The following is a 17,255-nucleotide window of genomic DNA, read 5'->3' as shown; positions in this document are numbered from 1 at the left end:
GAGTCAGTAGCCAACGACCCCGTGATCAGCCAGGGAGCCGCATCCCGATGTCCGAGCCGGAACAGATCGCCAGCTCCAGCAGTCCCAGCAGCCACACCACCGCGGGCAAGATCGCGGACCTGCAGCGCCGCATCGAGGAGGCGACGCACGCCGGCTCCGCCCGCGCGGTGGAAAAGCAGCATGCCAAGGGCAAGTTGACGGCCCGTGAGCGGGTCGATCTGCTGCTGGACGAGGATTCGTTCGTGGAGTTCGACGAGTTCGCCCGGCACCGCTCCACCAGTTTCGGCCTGGAGGAGACCCGTCCGTACGGTGACGGAGTGGTCACCGGCTACGGCACGGTCGACGGCCGCCCGGTCGCCGTGTTCTCGCAGGACTTCACCGTCTTCGGCGGTGCGCTCGGCGAGGTCTACGGCCAGAAGATCATCAAGGTCATGGACTTCGCCCTGAAGACCGGCTGCCCGGTCATCGGGATCAACGACTCCGGCGGCGCCCGCATCCAGGAGGGCGTCAGCGCGCTCGGCATGTACGGCGAGATCTTCCGCCGCAACACCCACGCCTCCGGCGTGATCCCGCAGATCTCGCTGGTCGTCGGACCGTGCGCCGGCGGCGCCGTGTACTCCCCCGCGATCACCGACTTCACGGTGATGGTCGACCAGACCTCGCACATGTTCATCACGGGCCCGGACGTCATCAAGACCGTGACCGGTGAGGACGTCGGCTTCGAGGCCCTCGGCGGCGCCCGTACGCACAACAGCACCTCCGGCGTCGCGCACCACATGGCGGGCGACGAGAAGGACGCCATCGAGTACGTCAAGTCCCTGCTGTCGTACCTGCCGTCCAACAACCTCTCCGAGCCGCCGGCCTTCCCCGAGGAGGCCGACCTCGCGACGAACGACGAGGACCGCGAGCTCGACGTCCTCATCCCGGACTCGGCGAACCAGCCGTACGACATGCACACCGTCATCGAACACGTGCTGGACGAGGGCGAGTTCCTGGAGACCCAGGCGATGTTCGCGCCGAACATCCTCACCGGGTTCGGCCGGGTCGAGGGCTTCCCGGTGGGCATCGTGGCGAACCAGCCGATGCAGTTCGCCGGCTGTCTCGACATCAACGCCTCCGAGAAGGCCGCCCGTTTCGTGCGCACCTGCGACGCGTTCAACGTGCCGGTGCTGACCTTCGTCGACGTCCCCGGCTTCCTGCCCGGTGTCGACCAGGAGTACGGCGGCATCATCCGCCGCGGCGCCAAGCTGATCTACGCGTACGCGGAGGCCACCGTCCCGCTGATCACGGTGATCACGCGGAAGGCGTTCGGCGGCGCGTACGACGTCATGGGCTCCAAGCACCTGGGCGCCGACCTGAACCTCGCCTGGCCGACCGCGCAGATCGCCGTGATGGGCGCGCAGGGCGCGGTGAACATCCTCCACCGCCGCACGATCGCGGCCGCCGGCGACGAGGCGGCCCAGGAGGCCGCGCGCGCCCGGCTGATCGAGGAGTACGAGGACGCGCTGCTCAACCCCTACACGGCGGCCGAGCGCGGCTACATCGATGCCGTGGTCATGCCGTCGGACACCCGGTCGCAGGTCGTGAAGGGACTGCGTCAACTGCGCACCAAGCGGGAGAACCTCCCGCCGAAGAAGCACGGCAACATCCCCCTCTAGGAAGGGACCTGACGATGATCAAGGTCGTACGAGGAAACCCGACCCCCGAGGAACTGGCCGCCGCCCTGGCGGTGGTCCGGGCCCGCGCCGCGGCGTCGGCCTCAGCACCGGAGGGTGACGTGGCGCCGGCCGAGCAGTGGTCGGACCCGGCGAGGATCGCCCGCAGCCGCCGTCCGCTGCCCGGTCCGCGGGCGTGGGCCCGCACCTTCTGGCCGGTCTGACCGGGGCTCCCGGCTCACCGGGACCGTGACAGCACCCCGGCTGCCTCCGCCGCCATGCGGAGGTAGCCGGCGTCGTTGGGGTGCAGCGCGTCGCCGTGGTCGTAGACAGGGGCGAGCCGGTCCGGGTCCGCCGGATCGGCCAGCGCCCGGTCGAGGTCGACGACGGCGTCGAACTCCCCCGACGTACGGATCCAGCGGTTGACCGCGTCGCTGACGCGCGCCGAGTGCGGCCCCCAGTGGTCGGAGCCCTTCAGCGGCAGCAGCGTCGCGCCCACGATCTCCACCCCGCGGGTGTGGGCCTGCCGTATCAGCTCGCGGTACCCGGCGATCAGCTCGGCCGCCGGCACGACCGGGGCGGGCTTGTACGTGGGCTGGTCCTCCGCCTCGCTGAAGCCGATGTCGTTGAGGCCCTGGAGCAGGACGACGGTGGAGACGCCGGGCTGGTCGAGGGCGTCACGGCGGAAGCGCGCGGTGGCCCGCTCGCCGTACCAGGCGGAGTCGTTGAGGACGAGATTGCCGCCGATGCCCGCGTTGAGGACGGGCCGGCCGACGCGTTCGGCGAGGGCGTCGGACCAGCGCCGGTCGGCGCCCGGCGTGGACCCGAAGCCGTCGGTGACGGAGTCGCCGAAGAGCACGATGCCGCCGCCGTGGGCGGGCCGCGCGTTGCCCGCCACCTCGACGCCGGAGAGGTAGTACCAGGACTGCGTGACCTCGGTGAAGCGGGCGCCCGAGGTGTCCGCGCGGCGGTCCCCGGCGGCGCGGTACGTGTCGGTCCAGCCCTGGGCGTGGAAGGTCGCGGGCCCCGTGGTGCCGGCGAAGTACAGCGTCACGGTGACCGGCTCCAGCGACGTCAGCGGCAACCGGGCCGCGTCGCTGCGCAGTTCGCCGTGCGCGGGAATCGAGACCGAGCGGCTGCCGCCGAAGGTGAGAGTGCGCACCGAGCCGGGCCGCACCGACGCGCCCCCGCCCGCGCGGGCGACGGTGGCACCCGTGAGGTGCAGCGGGGAGGTGCCGTAGGCGTTGGACAGCCGGATTCTGATCCGGTCGCCGCCCGCGGTGACCCGGACGACCTGGCGGACGGTCTGCCGGGAGAAGCCCTCCTGGGACCAGTTCGGCGTGAAGCCGGTACTGGGGGCTTGCGGCGAGGCGGCCCAGGCCGCCGTCCAGTGGGGGTGACGGGTGTCGTCGCGGGTGGGCGCCGCGGCCCGGGCGTCCGTGCCGGCGACGAGGCCGAGCCCCACGGCGACGGCGGCGAGCGGGGCGACGGCACGGCGCAGATACCGGTGCATGGCGGTGCTCCTTCCCGATCCCGAGCCCTAACGGGTCGAGAGTTCCATTAAGCGATGAGGCAAAGGTAGCACCATGGGGAGTCCTAATGGAACAGCAAGCCCATTTAGGGCTGGGGCGGGCCGGCGGGGTCATCATGAACGATTCGCCCGTACCCAGGCCGTTGAGTATCCGTACTCAGGCGCCGGAGGGCCGTCCGGCCGCAGGATCGGAAGCATGCTGTGGTCCGACCCGGAGAACGAACCCCCCGAGGAACTGCGCCAGACCCAGGCGATGATGCGCCGCGTCGGTCTGGTGCTGGCGTTGGCCATGGTGCTTGCGATGTTTGTGGTCGGCCTGCACTGAGCGCCGCCTACGATGGCGCCATGACCGTCCAAGCCCCCCGCCTTGTTCTGGCCTCCGCCTCCCCCGCCCGCCTGAATCTGCTGCGCCAGGCCGGGCTCGCGCCCGAGGTGATCGTCAGCGGTGTCGACGAGGACGCCCTGAGCGCCCCGACCCCCGCCGAACTCGCCCTCGTACTCGCCGAGGCCAAGGCGGCCGTCGTCGCCGCGCGCCCCGAAGCCGCCGGCGCCCTGGTCATCGGCTGCGACTCGGTCCTCGAACTCGGCGGCGAGGCCCTCGGCAAACCCGTCGACGAGGAAGAGGCCACGGCCCGCTGGAAGGCGATGCGCGGACGCTCGGGCGTGCTGCAGACCGGTCACTGCGTCACCGACACCACGACGGGCCGGATCGCGTCCGCCACCGCGTCGACCACGGTCCGCTTCGGTGAACCGTCGGACGCCGAGGTCGCCGCGTACGTGGCGAGCGGCGAACCGCTGCACGTGGCGGGCGCGTTCACCCTCGACGGCCGCTCGGCGCCGTTCATCGAGGGGATCGAGGGCGACCACAGCAACGTCATCGGCCTGTCCCTGCCACTGCTGCGCGGGCTGCTGGCCGAACTGGGCTACTCGATCACGGACCTGTGGGCCTGATCGGACCCCGCATCCTCACGGCCGGACCCGGACCCCGACCGGCCGGCCCCCGGAGCCGCACTGCCCGGGCGCCCCGAAGACGCCCGCGGCGGCCGCCGGTGAACGAGCCTGACACCCCCTGACAGAGGCGTGCCGGTCCTGACGGATCCCGCCAGGACTGACAGGTCCGCCGGCCGGTGTCAGGCCGGCGCGGCACCGTTCGTCGGCGCGGGCCCGGCCTGCGGCGCCGGCTTCGCGTCACGCGGTGTGCGCTCCCTGCCGAAGAAGACCAGCACCATCACGATCAGCGCGAGCACGACCATCATGAACGCGAAGGCGGACCAGCCCACCAGCCCCACGGTCAGCGCGCCGAGCACGCCGTGCGTCACCGCCGCGGTGATCAGCAGGATGCGCCCGAAGCGCCCCGGCGCCCGGTCGCGCACCCCGGCCACCAGGGCCACGACGGCGCAGGCCGCCAGGTAGAGGCCGAACACGATCCCCATCGCCCAGGTGCCGGTGACCATCGCGTCCGGGTCCATCCCCGCGAGGGACATGTCCTGACCGTCCACGAACGTGGCGAGGATGCCGTTGACGACGACGAAGCCCACGGCCTCCATCAGCAGTACAGCCGCGGCCACCACGGCCACCGTTCTGCGCATCACGGCGCCCCCAACCCTCAGTTACCGGAAGTACGTACGACAGCGCGAACGCTACTAACGGGTAAATGGCAGGACAAGGGTCTCGGCACGCTCGGTCGCGCGGCAAAGAATCATTCGCCCATTCGTAGGGACTCCACAAAGAAACCCGTTCGGCCGCTGGCTCCACGAACAGAGACCTGCGCCACACAAGAGGGCTACTGTGCGAGGAGGAAACCCGTCGTACCGTGGTGCGACAAGGGATTTCGCGACTGGGGCGAGCCTCGAATCACGCTCCGTGTGGGCAAGCTCACCATTGGGGACGGGTCGAAAGGCCGTGTCGGCTGTCCCTAAACTCAGCTTGTTTCAAGGAGGGAGCCATCGTGCGCAAGGTGCTCATCGCCAACCGAGGCGAAATCGCTGTCCGTGTTGCCCGGGCCTGCCGGGACGCCGGGATCGCGAGCGTAGCCGTCTACGCCGATCCGGACCGGGACGCTCTGCACGTCCGCGCGGCAGACGAAGCGTTCGCCCTGGGCGGTGACACTCCGGCAGCCAGCTATCTGGACATGGCCAAGGTCCTTCAGGCCGCGAAGGACTCCGGTGCGGACGCCATCCATCCTGGATACGGCTTCCTCTCCGAGAACGCCGAGTTCGCGCAGGCAGTGCTGGACGCCGGGCTGACCTGGATCGGCCCGCCGCCGCAGGCGATCCGCGATCTGGGTGACAAGGTCGCCGCCCGTCACATCGCTCAGCGCGCCGGCGCTCCGCTGGTGGCCGGCACGCCCGACCCGGTCTCCGGCGCCGACGAGGTCGTCGCGTTCGCCAAGGAGCACGGCCTGCCGATCGCGATCAAGGCCGCCTTCGGCGGCGGCGGTCGCGGTCTGAAGGTCGCCCGCACTTTGGAAGAGGTGCCGGAGCTGTACGACTCCGCGGTCCGCGAGGCGGTCGCCGCCTTCGGTCGCGGCGAGTGCTTCGTCGAGCGTTACCTGGACAAGCCGCGGCACGTCGAGACCCAGTGCCTGGCCGACCAGCACGGCAACGTCGTGGTCGTCTCGACCCGTGACTGCTCGCTCCAGCGCCGCCACCAGAAGCTGGTGGAGGAGGCGCCCGCGCCGTTCCTGACGGACGAGCAGAACGCCGAGCTGTACGCCGCGTCGAAGGCCATCCTCAAGGAGGCCGGCTACGTCGGCGCCGGCACGGTGGAGTTCCTCGTCGGTGTCGACGGCACGATCTCCTTCCTGGAGGTCAACACCCGTCTCCAGGTCGAGCACCCGGTCACCGAAGAGGTCACCGGCATCGACCTGGTGCGCGAGATGTTCCGCGTCGCCGACGGCGAGGAGCTCGGCTACGGCGACCCGGAGGTGCGCGGCCACTCCTTCGAGTTCCGCATCAACGGCGAGGACCCGGGCCGGGGCTTCCTGCCCGCACCCGGCACGGTGACCACCTTCGCCCCGCCCTCGGGCCCCGGTGTCCGCCTGGACGCGGGTGTGGAGTCCGGCAGCGTGATCGGCCCGGCGTGGGACTCCCTGCTGGCCAAGCTGATCGTCTCCGGCGCCAGCCGTGAGCAGGCGCTCCAGCGTGCCGCGCGTGCGCTGGACGAGTTCACGGTGGAAGGCATGGCCACGGCCATCCCGTTCCACCGTGCGGTCGTCCGCGACCCGGCGTTCACGAGCGACCCGTTCCGCGTCCACACCCGCTGGATCGAGACCGAGTTCGTCAACGAGATCCCCGCGTTCGCCGCCCCGGCGGAGGCCGAGGTCGAGGACGAGCCGGGCCGCGAGACGGTCGTCGTCGAGGTCGGCGGGAAGCGCCTCGAAGTCTCGCTGCCGGTCTCCCTCGGCATGTCGCTGGCCCGCACCGGTCTGGCCGCGGGCGCCAAGCCCAAGCGCCGTGCCGCGAAGAAGTCCGCGTCCGCCGCCTCCGGCGACACCCTCGCGTCCCCGATGCAGGGCACGATCGTCAAGATCGCGGTCGAGGAGGGCCAGGAGGTCAAGGAGGGCGACCTGATCGTCGTCCTGGAGGCCATGAAGATGGAGCAGCCCCTGAACGCGCACCGCGCGGGCACCATCAAGGGCCTCGCCGCCGAGGTCGGAGCCTCCGTCTCGTCCGGCGCGGCCATCTGCGAGATCAAGGACTGACGTCCCGTAGTACACAGGTGCGGATCCCGCCCCGCCGAGTCCCCGGACCGGCGGGGCGGTCCCGTCTCCGCACCCGGGAAGCCGCCGGCCGCTCGGTGGCATCCTGGAGACCGGTGCGGCCCAGGGAGGACGGCACGATGACCACGAGTACGACAGCGGCCTCGGCACGGCCGAGGCGGGCGGACGCGCGCCGGAACTACGAACGGCTGCTCGGCGAGGCCCGTGCCGCCTTCGCCGAGCACGGCACCGACGCCTCGCTGGAGGAGATCGCCCGCCGGTCGGGGGTCGGAATCGGCACGCTGTACCGGCACTTCCCCAACCGTCACGCGATGATGAACGCGGTCTTCCAGGACGCGCTCGCGTCACTGCTGGAGCGCTCCCGCGAACTGGCCGGCGCGGAGCGGCCGTGCACGGCGCTGGTGGAGTGGCTGCGCGCCATCATCACTCATGCGGGTGAGTACCGGGGCCTCTCCAGGGCGCTCATGTCGGCGTCCCACGACCGGAGTTCGGCACTCTCGCAGTCCTGTGAGCCACTGCGCGAGGCGGGCAACGAATTGCTGGTACGGGCGCAGGAGAGCGGCGCCGTGCGCCCGGACGTCTCGATCGCGGATCTGATGCAGCTGACCAACGCGATCGCGCTGGCAGCGGAGCAGACACCCGACGACCCCGAACTGGCGGACCGGCTCCTGCTGCTCACCCTGAAGGGCCTGCGGCCGGAGCGCCCGTAGTACGCCGGACTCGTGCACCGACCTCGGGGCCGGGCTCGGGCGCCGGACACGGCCCGCGCACGGAAGGCCTACCGGCGGCGGAGGTCCGCCACCCTCGCCGCCCGCTCCACACCGGGGTCGGGCGCGAGCGCTCCGGCCGCGCTGCGCAGCTGATGCCCCGGCCCGCCGCGGGTGCGGCGCTGTCCCGGGAGCGGCACATCACGGCGGGGCGGGCGGCCGGGGGCCGTCTCGGCGGCCCCTGCCGCACCGGCCACGGCGATCTGCACCCCCTGGTCGGCGAGCGCCTGGAGCTCGGTGGCCGCGCGGTCGTCATGGGCCGGCGGCTCGTCCGTGACCAGCCTGGTGATCACGTCCGTCGGCACGGTCTGGAACATGGTGTCGGTGCCCAGCTTGGTGTGGTCCGCGAGGACCACCACCTCGGCGGCGGCCTGCACCAGCGCCCGGTCGACGCTCGCGGAGAGCATGTTGGAGGTGGACAGACCGCGCTCGGCGGTGAGCCCGCTCCCGGACAGGAAGGCACGGGAGACCCGCAGTCCCTGGAGCGACTGTTCCGCCCCACTGCCGACCAGCGCGTAGTTCGAGCCACGCAGGGTCCCGCCGGTCATGACGACCTCGACGCGGTTGGCATGGGCCAGCGCCTGGGCGACCAGCAGGGAGTTGGTGACGACGGTCAGCCCCGGAACACGCGCGAGCCGGCGGGCCAGCTCCTGCGTGGTCGTACCGGCGCCGACGACGATGGCCTCGCCTTCTTCGACGAGGCCCGCGGCGAGGTCGGCGATGGCCGTCTTCTCCGCGGTGGCGGACAGGGATTTCTGCGGGAAGCCGGACTCTCTGGTGAATCCACCCGGCAGTACCGCACCGCCGTGGCGGCGGTCGAGGAGTCCTTCTGCCTCCAGCGCCCGCACGTCCCGACGTACGGTCACTTCGGAGGTCTGGACGACGCGGGCGAGCTCACGGAGCGACACGGCTCCGTTGGCGCGCACCATTTCGAGGATCAATTGGCGACGTTCTGCAGCGAACACGAAACTGACAGTAACCCCACCGGCCGATAGTTTTCAGCACTATGCGCCGAATAGCAGAAGTTGCCCAAATCGGAGTTCGGCAAGTGGTATAGGCGGAGCAGAAGTTGACCGCCGGTGCGCCAAGTGCCCGGGGTTCTTCGGATTTACGCCTCGCCGGCCGTCTTCCGGGTGTGCAACTGGCGTGCCACCTCCGCGATCGACCCCGACAGAGAGGGGTACACGGTGAAAGCGTTTGCGATCTGTTCGACCGTCAGATTGTTGTCGACCGCGATCGAGATGGGATGGATGAGCTCGCTCGCACGCGGCGCCACCACACAGCCGCCGACCACGATGCCCGTGCCCGGACGGCAGAAGATCTTGACGAAACCGTCGCGGATGCCCTGCATCTTCGCGCGCGGGTTGCGCAGCAGCGGGAGTTTCACCGAACGGGCGTCGATCTTGCCCGCGTCCACGTCGGCCTGCGTGTAGCCGACGGTCGCGATCTCCGGGTCGGTGAAGACGTTCGACGAGACCGTCTTGAGGTTGAGGGGCTGCACCGCGTCACCGAGGAAGTGGTACATCGCGATCCGGCCCTGCATGGCGGCGACCGAGGCGAGCGCGAAGACGCCGGTGACGTCACCGGCCGCGTACACGCCCGGGGCACTGGTGCGCGAGACCTTGTCGGTCCAGATGTGTCCCGAGTCCCTGAGCCGTACGCCCGCGTCCTCCAGGCCCATGCCCGCGGAGTTGGGGATCGCGCCGACCGCCATCAGACAGTGCGAGCCGGAGATGACCCGGCCGTCGGAGAGCGTGACCTCGACCCGGTCGCCGACGCGCTTCGCGGACTCGGCGCGGGAGCGGGCCATGACGTTCATGCCGCGGCGGCGGAAGACGTCCTCGAGGACCGCGGCGGCGTCCGGGTCCTCACCGGGCAGCACGCGGTCGCGGGAGGAGACGAGGGTGACCCGGGAGCCGAGCGCCTGGTAGGCACCGGCGAACTCGGCACCGGTGACACCGGAGCCGACCACGATGAGCTCCTCGGGGAGCTCGTCCAGGTCGTACACCTGCGTCCAGTTCAGAATGCGCTCTCCGTCGGGGAGGGCGTCCGGGATCTCCCGGGGGTGGCCACCGGTCGCGATGAGCACGGCGTCGGCGGTGAGCGTCTCCTCGCTCCCGTCGGCGGCGCGCACGATCACCTTGCGGGACCCGTCCATCGCCTGCTGGCCCTCCAGCCGGCCGCGGCCCCGCATCACGCGTGCGCCTGCCCGGGTGACGGAGGCGGTGATGTCGTGGGACTGGGCGAGAGCGAGACGCTTCACACGGCGGTTGACCTTGCCGAGGTCCACGCCGACCACCCGGGCGGCCTGCTCGATGTGCGGGGTGTCGTCGGCGACGATGATGCCCAGTTCCTCGTACGAGGAGTCGAAGGTGGTCATCACCTCGGCCGTGGCGATGAGGGTCTTGGAGGGCACACAGTCCGTCAGTACGGATGCGCCGCCGAGGCCGTCGCAGTCCACGACGGTCACCTCCGCGCCGAGTTGGGCGCCCACCAGGGCCGCCTCGTATCCGCCGGGTCCGCCGCCGATGATCACGATCCGGGTCACAGGGGTTACGCCTCGCGCTCTCGTTACTGCCGGGTGGGGTGTCCCGCTGGGCTGGAGTACGTACTCCATTGTCCCGCACGCTTCAACCCGCTCACTCCCGGGGCCTCCCATGGGGGAAGGCGTCCACCCCGAGTGTCCCGGAAGATCCCCCGACCGCCCACCCGCCCAGCTCGTCCCCAGGACTCGCACCCGCCCTCGACCCCCGGGAGGGGGCGTGCAGGGTCGTCCCCGCAGGGGATCGGCGGCAACACCCGGGTACGCAATGCAACACAGCTGTACGCCGCCGACCCCGAGGAGTCGAGCCCGGAGGGCCCCCGGACCCGACGCCGGACAGGAACCCGACGCCCCAGGCACACGCCCGGCCCAGGGACCCGACGCCCGACAAGAACCCGACGCCCCAGGCACCCGCCCCCGGACCCGACGCCGAACAAGAACCCGTCCCCCAGGCACCCGCCAGGGGACCCCCACCTCCGCCGTCCCCCCACCGGACAGAACCCACCACACCCCCCGCCCCACCTCGCCCGCACGAGCCCGCACCCGTGCCCCTCCCGTACCCTCAATCCCATGTCGCTCTACGCCGCGTACGCCGGCAACCTCGACGCGCGGCTGATGTCCCGCCGCGCCCCGCACTCCCCGCTGCGCGGCACCGGCTGGCTGAACGGCCACCGGCTGACGTTCGGCGGCGAGCAGATGGGCTGGGAGGGAGCGCTGGCCACGATCGTGGAGGCGCCGCGTTCCCAGGTCTTCGTCGCGCTGTACGACATCGCCCCGATGGACGAGGACTCGATGGACCGCTGGGAGGGTGTCGGCATGGACATCTACCGGCGGATGCGGGTCCGCGTGGACACCCTGGACGGCGAGGAGCCGGCCTGGGTGTACGTGCTGAACGGCTACGAGGGCGGCCTGCCGTCGGCGCGCTATCTCGGCGAGCTCGCGGACGCGGCCGACTCGGCCGGGGCGCCTCATGACTATGTGATGGAGCTGCGGAAGCGGCCCTGCTGACGGCCGCGCCGGGCACCGGGCCGGACACGGAGCGTGTTCGTCGGAAACGACAAGACAACGATCCGAAGGCCGTATGCTGCGTCATCTACGCGCGTAGGAAATGACCGGCTACCCTCATTCGCGTGAACGCATCAGTGAACCCGGACCTCAACGGCGTCTCCGCCGACCCCCATGGCGCGGCCGACGCCGCCGCCGCCCGCCTGCGCGAGCTCACCGGCGCCGAGACACACGACGTAGCCCTGGTGATGGGCTCCGGCTGGGCGCCCGCCGTGGACGCGCTCGGTGCTCCCGAGGCCGAGTTCCCGGTCACCGAACTGCCCGGTTTCCCGCCCCCGGCGGTCGAGGGCCACGGCGGCAAGATCCGCTCGTACCGCATCGGCGGCAAGCGCGCGCTCGTCTTCCTGGGCCGTACGCACTACTACGAGGGCCGCGGCGTCGCCGCCGTCGCACACGGTGTGCGCACCGCGGTGGCAGCGGGCTGCAAGACCGTCGTCCTGACCAACGGCTGCGGGGGTCTGCGCGAGGGCATGCGCCCCGGTCAGCCGGTGCTGATCAGCGACCACATCAACCTGACGGCGGCCTCCCCGATCATCGGCGCGAACTTCGTCGACCTGACCGACCTGTACTCGCCGCGGCTGCGCGCGCTGTGCAAGGAGATCGACTCCTCGCTGGAGGAGGGGGTCTACGTCCAGTTCCCCGGCCCGCACTACGAGACGCCGGCGGAGATCAACATGGTCCGCGTCATGGGCGGCGACCTGGTCGGCATGTCCACGGTGCTCGAAGCCATCGCCGCCCGTGAGGCCGGCGCGGAGGTGCTCGGCATCTCCCTCGTCACCAACCTGGCGGCCGGACTGACGGGCGAGCCGCTCAACCACGAAGAGGTGCTCCAGGCGGGCCGCGACTCGGCGGCGCGCATGGGTTCGCTGCTGACGAGGGTCCTGGACCGGATCTGACGTCTGTCGCCTCCGGGGACCCGGGTCCCCGGAGAACGGCCCCCGGTCGTGCCCTTCATCGCCGGCCGGGCCGGAGTTCCCCCCGACCCATCACGAGAGGCACACACCGTGACGCAGGACCTCATCGCCCGGGCCGAGGCCTGGCTGGCCGAGGACCCGGACAGCGAGACCCGCGACGAGCTGCGCAAGCTCATCGAGTCCCGGGAGACCGACGAGCTCGCGGCCCGGTTCGCGGGCACGCTCCAGTTCGGCACCGCCGGTCTGCGCGGCGAGCTCGGCGCGGGTCCCATGCGGATGAACCGAGCCGTCGTGATCCGCGCGGCAGCGGGCCTCGCCGCATATCTGCGGGCCAAGGGCGAGGAGGGCGGCCTCGTCGTCATCGGCTACGACGCCCGCTACAAGTCCGCCGACTTCGCGCGCGACACCGCGGCGGTCATGGTCGCCGCCGGCCTCCGGGCCGCCGTGCTGCCGCGTCCGCTGCCGACTCCCGTACTCGCCTTCGCCATAAGGCAGCTGGGCGCCGTCGCGGGAGTCGAGGTCACCGCGAGCCACAACCCGCCGCGCGACAACGGCTACAAGGTCTACCTCGGCGACGGCTCGCAGATCGTGCCACCCGCCGACGCGGAGATCGCCGCCGAGATCGACGCGATCCACAGCCTGCACGACGTGCCGCGCGCCGAGTCCGGCTGGGAAATCCTCGGCGAGGAGGTCCTGGAGGCCTATCTGGCGCGTACGGACGCCGTGCTGGCCGCCGGGTCCCCGCGGGGCGTCCGTGTCGTCCACACGGCCCTGCACGGCGTCGGCACGGAGGTGTTCACCGCCGCCTTCGCCCGGGCCGGCTTCCCGGAACCGGTCCTCGTGGCGGAGCAGGCCGAGCCCGATCCCGCGTTCCCGACCGTCGCGTTCCCGAACCCCGAGGAGCCGGGTGCGATGGATCTCGCCTTCGAGACCGCGCGCCGGGTCCGGCCGGACATCGTCATCGCCAACGACCCCGACGCCGACCGCTGCGCCGTCGCGGTGCCCGACGACAGCGCGGTCGGCCAGTGGCGCATGCTGCGCGGCGACGAGGTCGGCGCGCTGCTCGCCGCCCACCTCGTCCGCAAGGGCGCGACGGGCACCTTCGCGGAGTCGATCGTGTCCTCGTCCCTGCTGGGCCGGATCGCGGAAGCGGCCGGGCTGCCCTTCGTGGAGACGCTCACCGGCTTCAAGTGGATCGCCCGCGCCGAGGGCCTGCGCTACGGCTACGAGGAGGCCCTCGGCTACTGCGTCGACCCCGAGGGCGTCCGCGACAAGGACGGCATCACCGCCGCGCTGCTCGTCGCCGAGCTGGCGTCGGAACTCAAGGAGCAGGGCCGCGGACTGACCGATCTGCTCGACGACCTGGCCGTCGAACACGGTCTGCACGCCACGGACCAGCTCTCGGTGCGGGTCGAGGACCTGAGCATCATCGCGGACGCGATGCGCCGGCTTCGCGAGCAGCCGCCGGCCGAACTGGCCGGGCTGCGGATCACCAGCGCGGAGGACCTGACCCGCGGTACGGAGACGCTGCCGCCGACGGACGGTCTGCGGTACCACCTCGACGGCGAGTTCACCGCCCGCGTCATCGTCCGCCCGAGCGGCACGGAGCCCAAGCTCAAGTGCTACCTGGAGGTCGTCGTCCCGGTCGGGGACGCGGCCGCGCTGCCCGCCGCGCGCGAGCGGGCCACCGAGGTGCTGACGGCGGTCAAGCGGGACCTCTCGGCGGCGGCCGGCATCTGACGGCGGGCGCGGGCCAGGGCACCGCGCGGGGCCGCCCGTACGGGTGAATCTCGTACGGCGTGGCGGCAGCCCGCCCCGCTCCCCGGGGCCGTCCGGGCAAGGGTGTGACCCGGTAGCGCACGCCGAGTCCCAGGAGCAGCCGCCGTGTCTCCCGCCGCGACCGTCCACGCATTCGTCCCCGCCTCCCGGCGGCCACCGGCCCCGGGGCGGGGGGACGCACCCGGCGCGGGGAGCCGGCTGCTGCGCTCGCTGCGGCGCGCGGCCCCGGCCCTGACCGCCTATCTCGCGGTCCGCCTGTGCGGACTGCTGGTCGTCGCCCGCCTCGCCCACGCCAAGGGCCACGGCATCTGGCCCACGCTGGCCACCTCCTGGGACTCCGACTGGTACCTCGGCATCGCCGAGCACGGGTACACCGACCGGCTCGGCACCGCGGTCAACGAGAACAACCTCGCCTTCTTCCCGCTCTATCCGGCGCTGGTGAAGGCGGCCGCCGCGGTCACGCCCGGCTCCCGTGCCTCGGTCGGCCTGATGCTCGCGATCGTCTGCTCGTTCGTCGCCGCGTGGGGCGTCTTCGCGGTCGGCGACCGGCTCCGCGGCCGACGGGTCGGCACCCTGCTCACGGTCCTGTGGGGCACGCTGCCGGTCGCGATGGTGCAGTGGATGGGCTACACGGAGTCGCTGTTCACCGCCCTCGCGGCCTGGGCCCTGTACGCGGTGCTCACCGGCCGCTGGCTCTGGGCGGGTTCGCTCGCGTCCCTGGCGGGGCTGACCCGGCCCACGGGCATCGCGGTGGCGGCGGCCGTCTGCCTCGCCGCGCTGCTCGCCGCCCGGCGCGACCCCGGCGTCCGCCGGGCGGCCGTGGCCGGCGCGTGCCTCGCGCCGCTGGGCTGGCTGGGGTTCGTCGCCTGGGTCGGGGCGCGAGTGGGCCGCGTGGACGGCTACTTCGCCGTGCAACGGCTGTGGAAGAACGACTGGGACGGCGGCCGGGCGACCCTGCTGGAGCTGCGGCAGCAACTGATCTACATGACCCGGCCCCAGCTGTTCGTGCTGGCCGTCTCCGCGGTGCTGATCCTCTCCGTCGTGCTCTTCCTGCTGTGCGCGGTGGACCGGCAGCCGCTGCCCCTGCTGGTGTTCACCGGCGTACTGCTGCTGGTGGTGCTCGGCAGCGGCGGCGTCTACTTCCCCCGGGCGCGCTTCCTGCTGCCCGGATTCCCGCTGCTGCTTCCGGTGGCCCAGGCACTGGCCCGGGCCCGGCGCAAGGCGACGGTCGCCGTCGTCCTCGGCGCCTCCACACTGATGTCCGCGTGGCTGGGCGCGTACATGCTGCTGGTCTGGAAGGGGCCGCCGTGACCTCTCAGCCGTGTCCGCCGACGGCCGACTCCGCGAGGAGCGAGCGGAAACGCTGCTGTGCGGCGCGGCACGTCGAATGGCGTTCGTACGCCCGCCCGGAGACGGCCGCGGCCCGGCCGTCGGCGTCGCGGAGCAGCCACACCCAGCCGTTGCCGTCGGGGGTGTGCTGCACCCCGCCGGTCATCTCGGCGTGCCCGGCGCACAAGGACACGAACGCGGCGGCGCACGAGCCGTGATCGCCGAACGTGCTCGCCGACACGGCCACCACGCGCCCGTTCGGGGCGATCAGCCGCCAGCCGTACCGGCCTGCGCCGTCGACGTCGATCCGGCACCTCGTCCCGGACAACCCGGCTGTCCAACTGCCTTCGTCGGCTCGCCCGACCATGCCTCACCCCCACTGCGTCGGCAGGGGCAATCTAAGGATGCGTACGGGAGGGGCGGGGCCGAACAGGGGAGGTGGAGCGGTCCTTCATCCGGGCGTTGCCCCTCGGCCGCCCCCAGGCCATCGCCCGGTGGAACGGGTCAGACGGCCAGCAGGACGACGAGCAGGACGAGCCCGGCGAGGGTGGGCGCGAGCAGCTCGTACGCCCAGCGGACCTGCATGTGCCCCTGCGCTTCGGGCCGGGAGGCATTGCGCTCGGCCATCTCCCGCAGATCGGCGACGGTCTGATCAGCCGGCGCCAGTCGTGCCTTGTCGCTCACATCGGCGTTCACGGACGTCCGCCCGTGCGGATCGTCGTGCGCCCGCTGCATCTGCCGCCGCGAGACCCGCTTGCGCTGCCGCAACGACACGGGCACGGCCCACAGCTGGACCTTCTTCCCGTCCTGCGTGAACACCTCGCTCGAGAACGACGCCCGCACATCGGCGACGTCCCCCCAGGGCAGGGTGATCGTCCGGAACGGGTTCCTGATCCGCAGCCGGTCGTCGTTGGCGAAGACGGCGGGCCGCATCGTGAACGCGACGACGACGGGCACGACGAGCAGGGCCCCGGCGAGGGCGATCCAGGGGGTGCGCCCCTCGCCCCGGACGAGAGCGTCCCCGGCGATCCATGCGACGAGGGCGAGCAGCAACACCCCACCGCCCATTCCGGCGGACGACCGGAAGACGCGGTCGGCATAGGTGCTCTCGGCGGGACTCGGCGAACTGCTCATCCCCCGATTCTGCCGCACCCCCGCCTGATGCTGCGCCCCAGACCCCCTGCTGCCGCACAACCGCAGATCCCGCGGACCTGCGCCCCACGCCCCGGTGCGGCCGCGCCCGACGGGGATGACTGCCGGGTGCGGGCGGGACGGGGTTATGGGGCTGCCCCACACCCACTTGCCTGCGGCAGCTTCGCGCCGCGAGGGCTCCGCACCGTCCGGTGCGAGTCGGAGTAGGGGTTGTGGGGCCGGCGCCCCACGCCCCTCTGCGCGGCGCAGCTTCGCGCCGCCTCGGCTGACCGCACCTGTCCGGTGCGGGCGGGAAAGGTCCTGGTGGCTGGGCCCCCAGGCCCCGTGCCTGCGGAGTTGGCGCCCCCACGCCGTCCTGGTGGACGAACTGGTTCATGCGGGGCCGCACCCCACACCCCCGCTGCGGCAGCTTCGCGCCGCGCCGGCTGGCCGCCCCGGTCAGGTGCGGGTGGAGAGGTGATCCTTTGGGGCTGCGCCCCACACCCCCTGGCTGCGGCAGCTTCGCGCGGCGCCGGCTGGCCGCCCCCGGTCAGGTGCGGGTGGAGGTGATCCCTTGGGGCTGCGCCCCACACCCCCTCTGCGGCAGCTTCGCGCCGCATCCCACCCCGGCCGCCCGAACCGGCTCGGGCTCACATGTACCCGCACCGCCACCGGCCGGGTCCTCAACCCGCCGGGAGGGGGCGTGCAGGGTCGGCCCCGCAGGGGATCGGCGGCAACACCCGGGTGACCAACACGACACAGCTGTACGCCGCCGACCCCGAGGAGTCGAGCCCGGAGGGCCCCCGGACCCGACGCCCGAA

At 72.2% G+C, this 17,255-nt stretch carries 16 protein-coding genes; 10 read left to right on the top strand and 6 right to left on the bottom strand.

Annotated elements, in window-relative coordinates; all coding sequences use genetic code 11:
• Positions 1-47 precede the first annotated feature (47 nt).
• Positions 48-1,658: an acyl-CoA carboxylase subunit beta gene (locus tag ACFWU3_RS01560; RefSeq protein WP_384429470.1), complete on the top strand. Its 1,611-nt coding sequence runs from the start codon at positions 48-50 to the stop codon at positions 1,656-1,658.
• A 14-nt stretch (positions 1,659-1,672) separates the two neighbouring features.
• The gene (locus ACFWU3_RS01555; protein WP_384429467.1) at positions 1,673-1,879 is read left to right on the top strand and encodes an acyl-CoA carboxylase epsilon subunit; all 207 of its coding nucleotides are present in this window, start codon (positions 1,673-1,675) and stop codon (positions 1,877-1,879) included.
• Between the two features lie 14 nt (positions 1,880-1,893).
• On the opposite strand, the gene ACFWU3_RS01550 is transcribed toward ACFWU3_RS01555, so the two are convergent.
• Complete coding sequence (locus tag ACFWU3_RS01550) at positions 1,894-3,168, bottom strand: SGNH/GDSL hydrolase family protein (RefSeq protein WP_384429464.1); 1,275 nt, start codon at positions 3,166-3,168, stop codon at positions 1,894-1,896.
• Between the two features lie 214 nt (positions 3,169-3,382).
• On the opposite strand from ACFWU3_RS01550, the gene mmpB reads away from it, so the two are divergent.
• The gene (gene mmpB, locus ACFWU3_RS01545; RefSeq protein ID WP_384429462.1) at positions 3,383-3,511 is read left to right on the top strand and encodes a morphogenic membrane protein MmpB; all 129 of its coding nucleotides are present in this window, start codon (positions 3,383-3,385) and stop codon (positions 3,509-3,511) included.
• A 20-nt stretch (positions 3,512-3,531) separates the two neighbouring features.
• A complete protein-coding gene (locus ACFWU3_RS01540; protein WP_352205831.1) occupies positions 3,532-4,137 on the top strand; it encodes a nucleoside triphosphate pyrophosphatase in 606 nt (201 codons plus the stop codon).
• A gap of 179 nt (positions 4,138-4,316) precedes the next feature.
• Here the strand turns inward: ACFWU3_RS01540 and ACFWU3_RS01535 are convergent, their stop codons facing one another.
• Entirely contained in the window at positions 4,317-4,775 is a 459-nt protein-coding gene (locus ACFWU3_RS01535) for a hypothetical protein (protein ID WP_384429459.1), read from the bottom strand.
• A 359-nt stretch (positions 4,776-5,134) separates the two neighbouring features.
• Here ACFWU3_RS01535 and ACFWU3_RS01530 point away from each other — a divergent pair, with 359 nt between their 5' ends.
• Both ACFWU3_RS01530 and ACFWU3_RS01525 read left to right on the top strand, forming a co-directional pair.
• Positions 5,135-6,889 carry a biotin carboxylase N-terminal domain-containing protein gene (locus ACFWU3_RS01530; RefSeq protein ID WP_384429456.1) on the top strand — a complete coding sequence of 585 codons (1,755 nt, stop codon included), beginning with the start codon at positions 5,135-5,137 and terminating at the stop codon, positions 6,887-6,889.
• 137 nt (positions 6,890-7,026) lie between these two features.
• Positions 7,027-7,617 carry a TetR/AcrR family transcriptional regulator gene (locus ACFWU3_RS01525; protein WP_384429453.1) on the top strand — a complete coding sequence of 197 codons (591 nt, stop codon included), beginning with the start codon at positions 7,027-7,029 and terminating at the stop codon, positions 7,615-7,617.
• A 68-nt stretch (positions 7,618-7,685) separates the two neighbouring features.
• On the opposite strand, the gene ACFWU3_RS01520 is transcribed toward ACFWU3_RS01525, so the two are convergent.
• Together ACFWU3_RS01520 and ACFWU3_RS01515 are read right to left on the bottom strand one after the other, a co-directional pair.
• Positions 7,686-8,639 (bottom strand): DeoR/GlpR family DNA-binding transcription regulator, encoded by a 954-nt coding sequence (locus ACFWU3_RS01520; protein ID WP_313944500.1) that lies wholly within the window; start codon positions 8,637-8,639, stop codon positions 7,686-7,688.
• A gap of 143 nt (positions 8,640-8,782) precedes the next feature.
• Positions 8,783-10,222: an NAD(P)H-quinone dehydrogenase gene (locus ACFWU3_RS01515; RefSeq protein ID WP_313944501.1), complete on the bottom strand. Its 1,440-nt coding sequence runs from the start codon at positions 10,220-10,222 to the stop codon at positions 8,783-8,785.
• Positions 10,223-10,786: 564 nt separating this feature from the next.
• Here ACFWU3_RS01515 and ACFWU3_RS01510 point away from each other — a divergent pair.
• The 4 genes from ACFWU3_RS01510 (at position 10,787) to ACFWU3_RS01495 (ending at position 15,285) form a co-directional block, all read left to right on the top strand.
• A complete protein-coding gene (locus ACFWU3_RS01510) occupies positions 10,787-11,224 on the top strand; it encodes a gamma-glutamylcyclotransferase (RefSeq protein WP_313944502.1) in 438 nt (145 codons plus the stop codon).
• Between the two features lie 122 nt (positions 11,225-11,346).
• A complete protein-coding gene (locus tag ACFWU3_RS01505; protein WP_384429449.1) occupies positions 11,347-12,177 on the top strand; it encodes a purine-nucleoside phosphorylase in 831 nt (276 codons plus the stop codon).
• A gap of 108 nt (positions 12,178-12,285) precedes the next feature.
• On the top strand, positions 12,286-13,935 hold the full coding sequence (locus tag ACFWU3_RS01500) for a phospho-sugar mutase (protein ID WP_384429446.1): 1,650 nt from the start codon (positions 12,286-12,288) through the stop codon (positions 13,933-13,935).
• A 144-nt stretch (positions 13,936-14,079) separates the two neighbouring features.
• Complete coding sequence (locus ACFWU3_RS01495) at positions 14,080-15,285, top strand: hypothetical protein (protein ID WP_384429443.1); 1,206 nt, start codon at positions 14,080-14,082, stop codon at positions 15,283-15,285.
• A gap of 4 nt (positions 15,286-15,289) precedes the next feature.
• Here the strand turns inward: ACFWU3_RS01495 and ACFWU3_RS01490 are convergent, their stop codons facing one another.
• Both ACFWU3_RS01490 and ACFWU3_RS01485 read right to left on the bottom strand, forming a co-directional pair.
• Positions 15,290-15,631: a hypothetical protein gene (locus ACFWU3_RS01490; RefSeq protein WP_384429440.1), complete on the bottom strand. Its 342-nt coding sequence runs from the start codon at positions 15,629-15,631 to the stop codon at positions 15,290-15,292.
• A 176-nt stretch (positions 15,632-15,807) separates the two neighbouring features.
• Positions 15,808-16,437, bottom strand: coding sequence for a PH domain-containing protein (locus ACFWU3_RS01485; protein WP_384429437.1), 630 nt, complete (start codon positions 16,435-16,437; stop codon positions 15,808-15,810).
• Positions 16,438-17,255: the final 818 nt, after the last annotated feature.

The organism is Streptomyces sp. NPDC058685 (genome assembly GCF_042714725.1).
Taxonomy (GTDB): domain Bacteria; phylum Actinomycetota; class Actinomycetes; order Streptomycetales; family Streptomycetaceae; genus Streptomyces.
Note: the sequence above shows the minus strand (reverse complement) of the source record. Positions and strands in the feature narration are given on the sequence as shown.

Excerpts from the sequence above, each read along its gene's own strand:
- ACFWU3_RS01560 (WP_384429470.1), top strand. The coding sequence starts at position 48 with ATGTCCGAGCCGGAACAGATCGCCAGCTCCAGCAGTCCCAGCAGCCAC.
- ACFWU3_RS01555 (WP_384429467.1), top strand. The coding sequence starts at position 1,673 with ATGATCAAGGTCGTACGAGGAAACCCGACCCCCGAGGAACTGGCCGCC.
- ACFWU3_RS01550 (WP_384429464.1), bottom strand. The coding sequence starts at position 3,168 with ATGCACCGGTATCTGCGCCGTGCCGTCGCCCCGCTCGCCGCCGTCGCC.
- mmpB (WP_384429462.1), top strand. The coding sequence starts at position 3,383 with ATGCTGTGGTCCGACCCGGAGAACGAACCCCCCGAGGAACTGCGCCAG.
- ACFWU3_RS01540 (WP_352205831.1), top strand. The coding sequence starts at position 3,532 with ATGACCGTCCAAGCCCCCCGCCTTGTTCTGGCCTCCGCCTCCCCCGCC.
- ACFWU3_RS01535 (WP_384429459.1), bottom strand. The coding sequence starts at position 4,775 with ATGCGCAGAACGGTGGCCGTGGTGGCCGCGGCTGTACTGCTGATGGAG.
- ACFWU3_RS01525 (WP_384429453.1), top strand. The coding sequence starts at position 7,027 with ATGACCACGAGTACGACAGCGGCCTCGGCACGGCCGAGGCGGGCGGAC.
- ACFWU3_RS01510 (WP_313944502.1), top strand. The coding sequence starts at position 10,787 with ATGTCGCTCTACGCCGCGTACGCCGGCAACCTCGACGCGCGGCTGATG.
- ACFWU3_RS01485 (WP_384429437.1), bottom strand. The coding sequence starts at position 16,437 with ATGAGCAGTTCGCCGAGTCCCGCCGAGAGCACCTATGCCGACCGCGTC.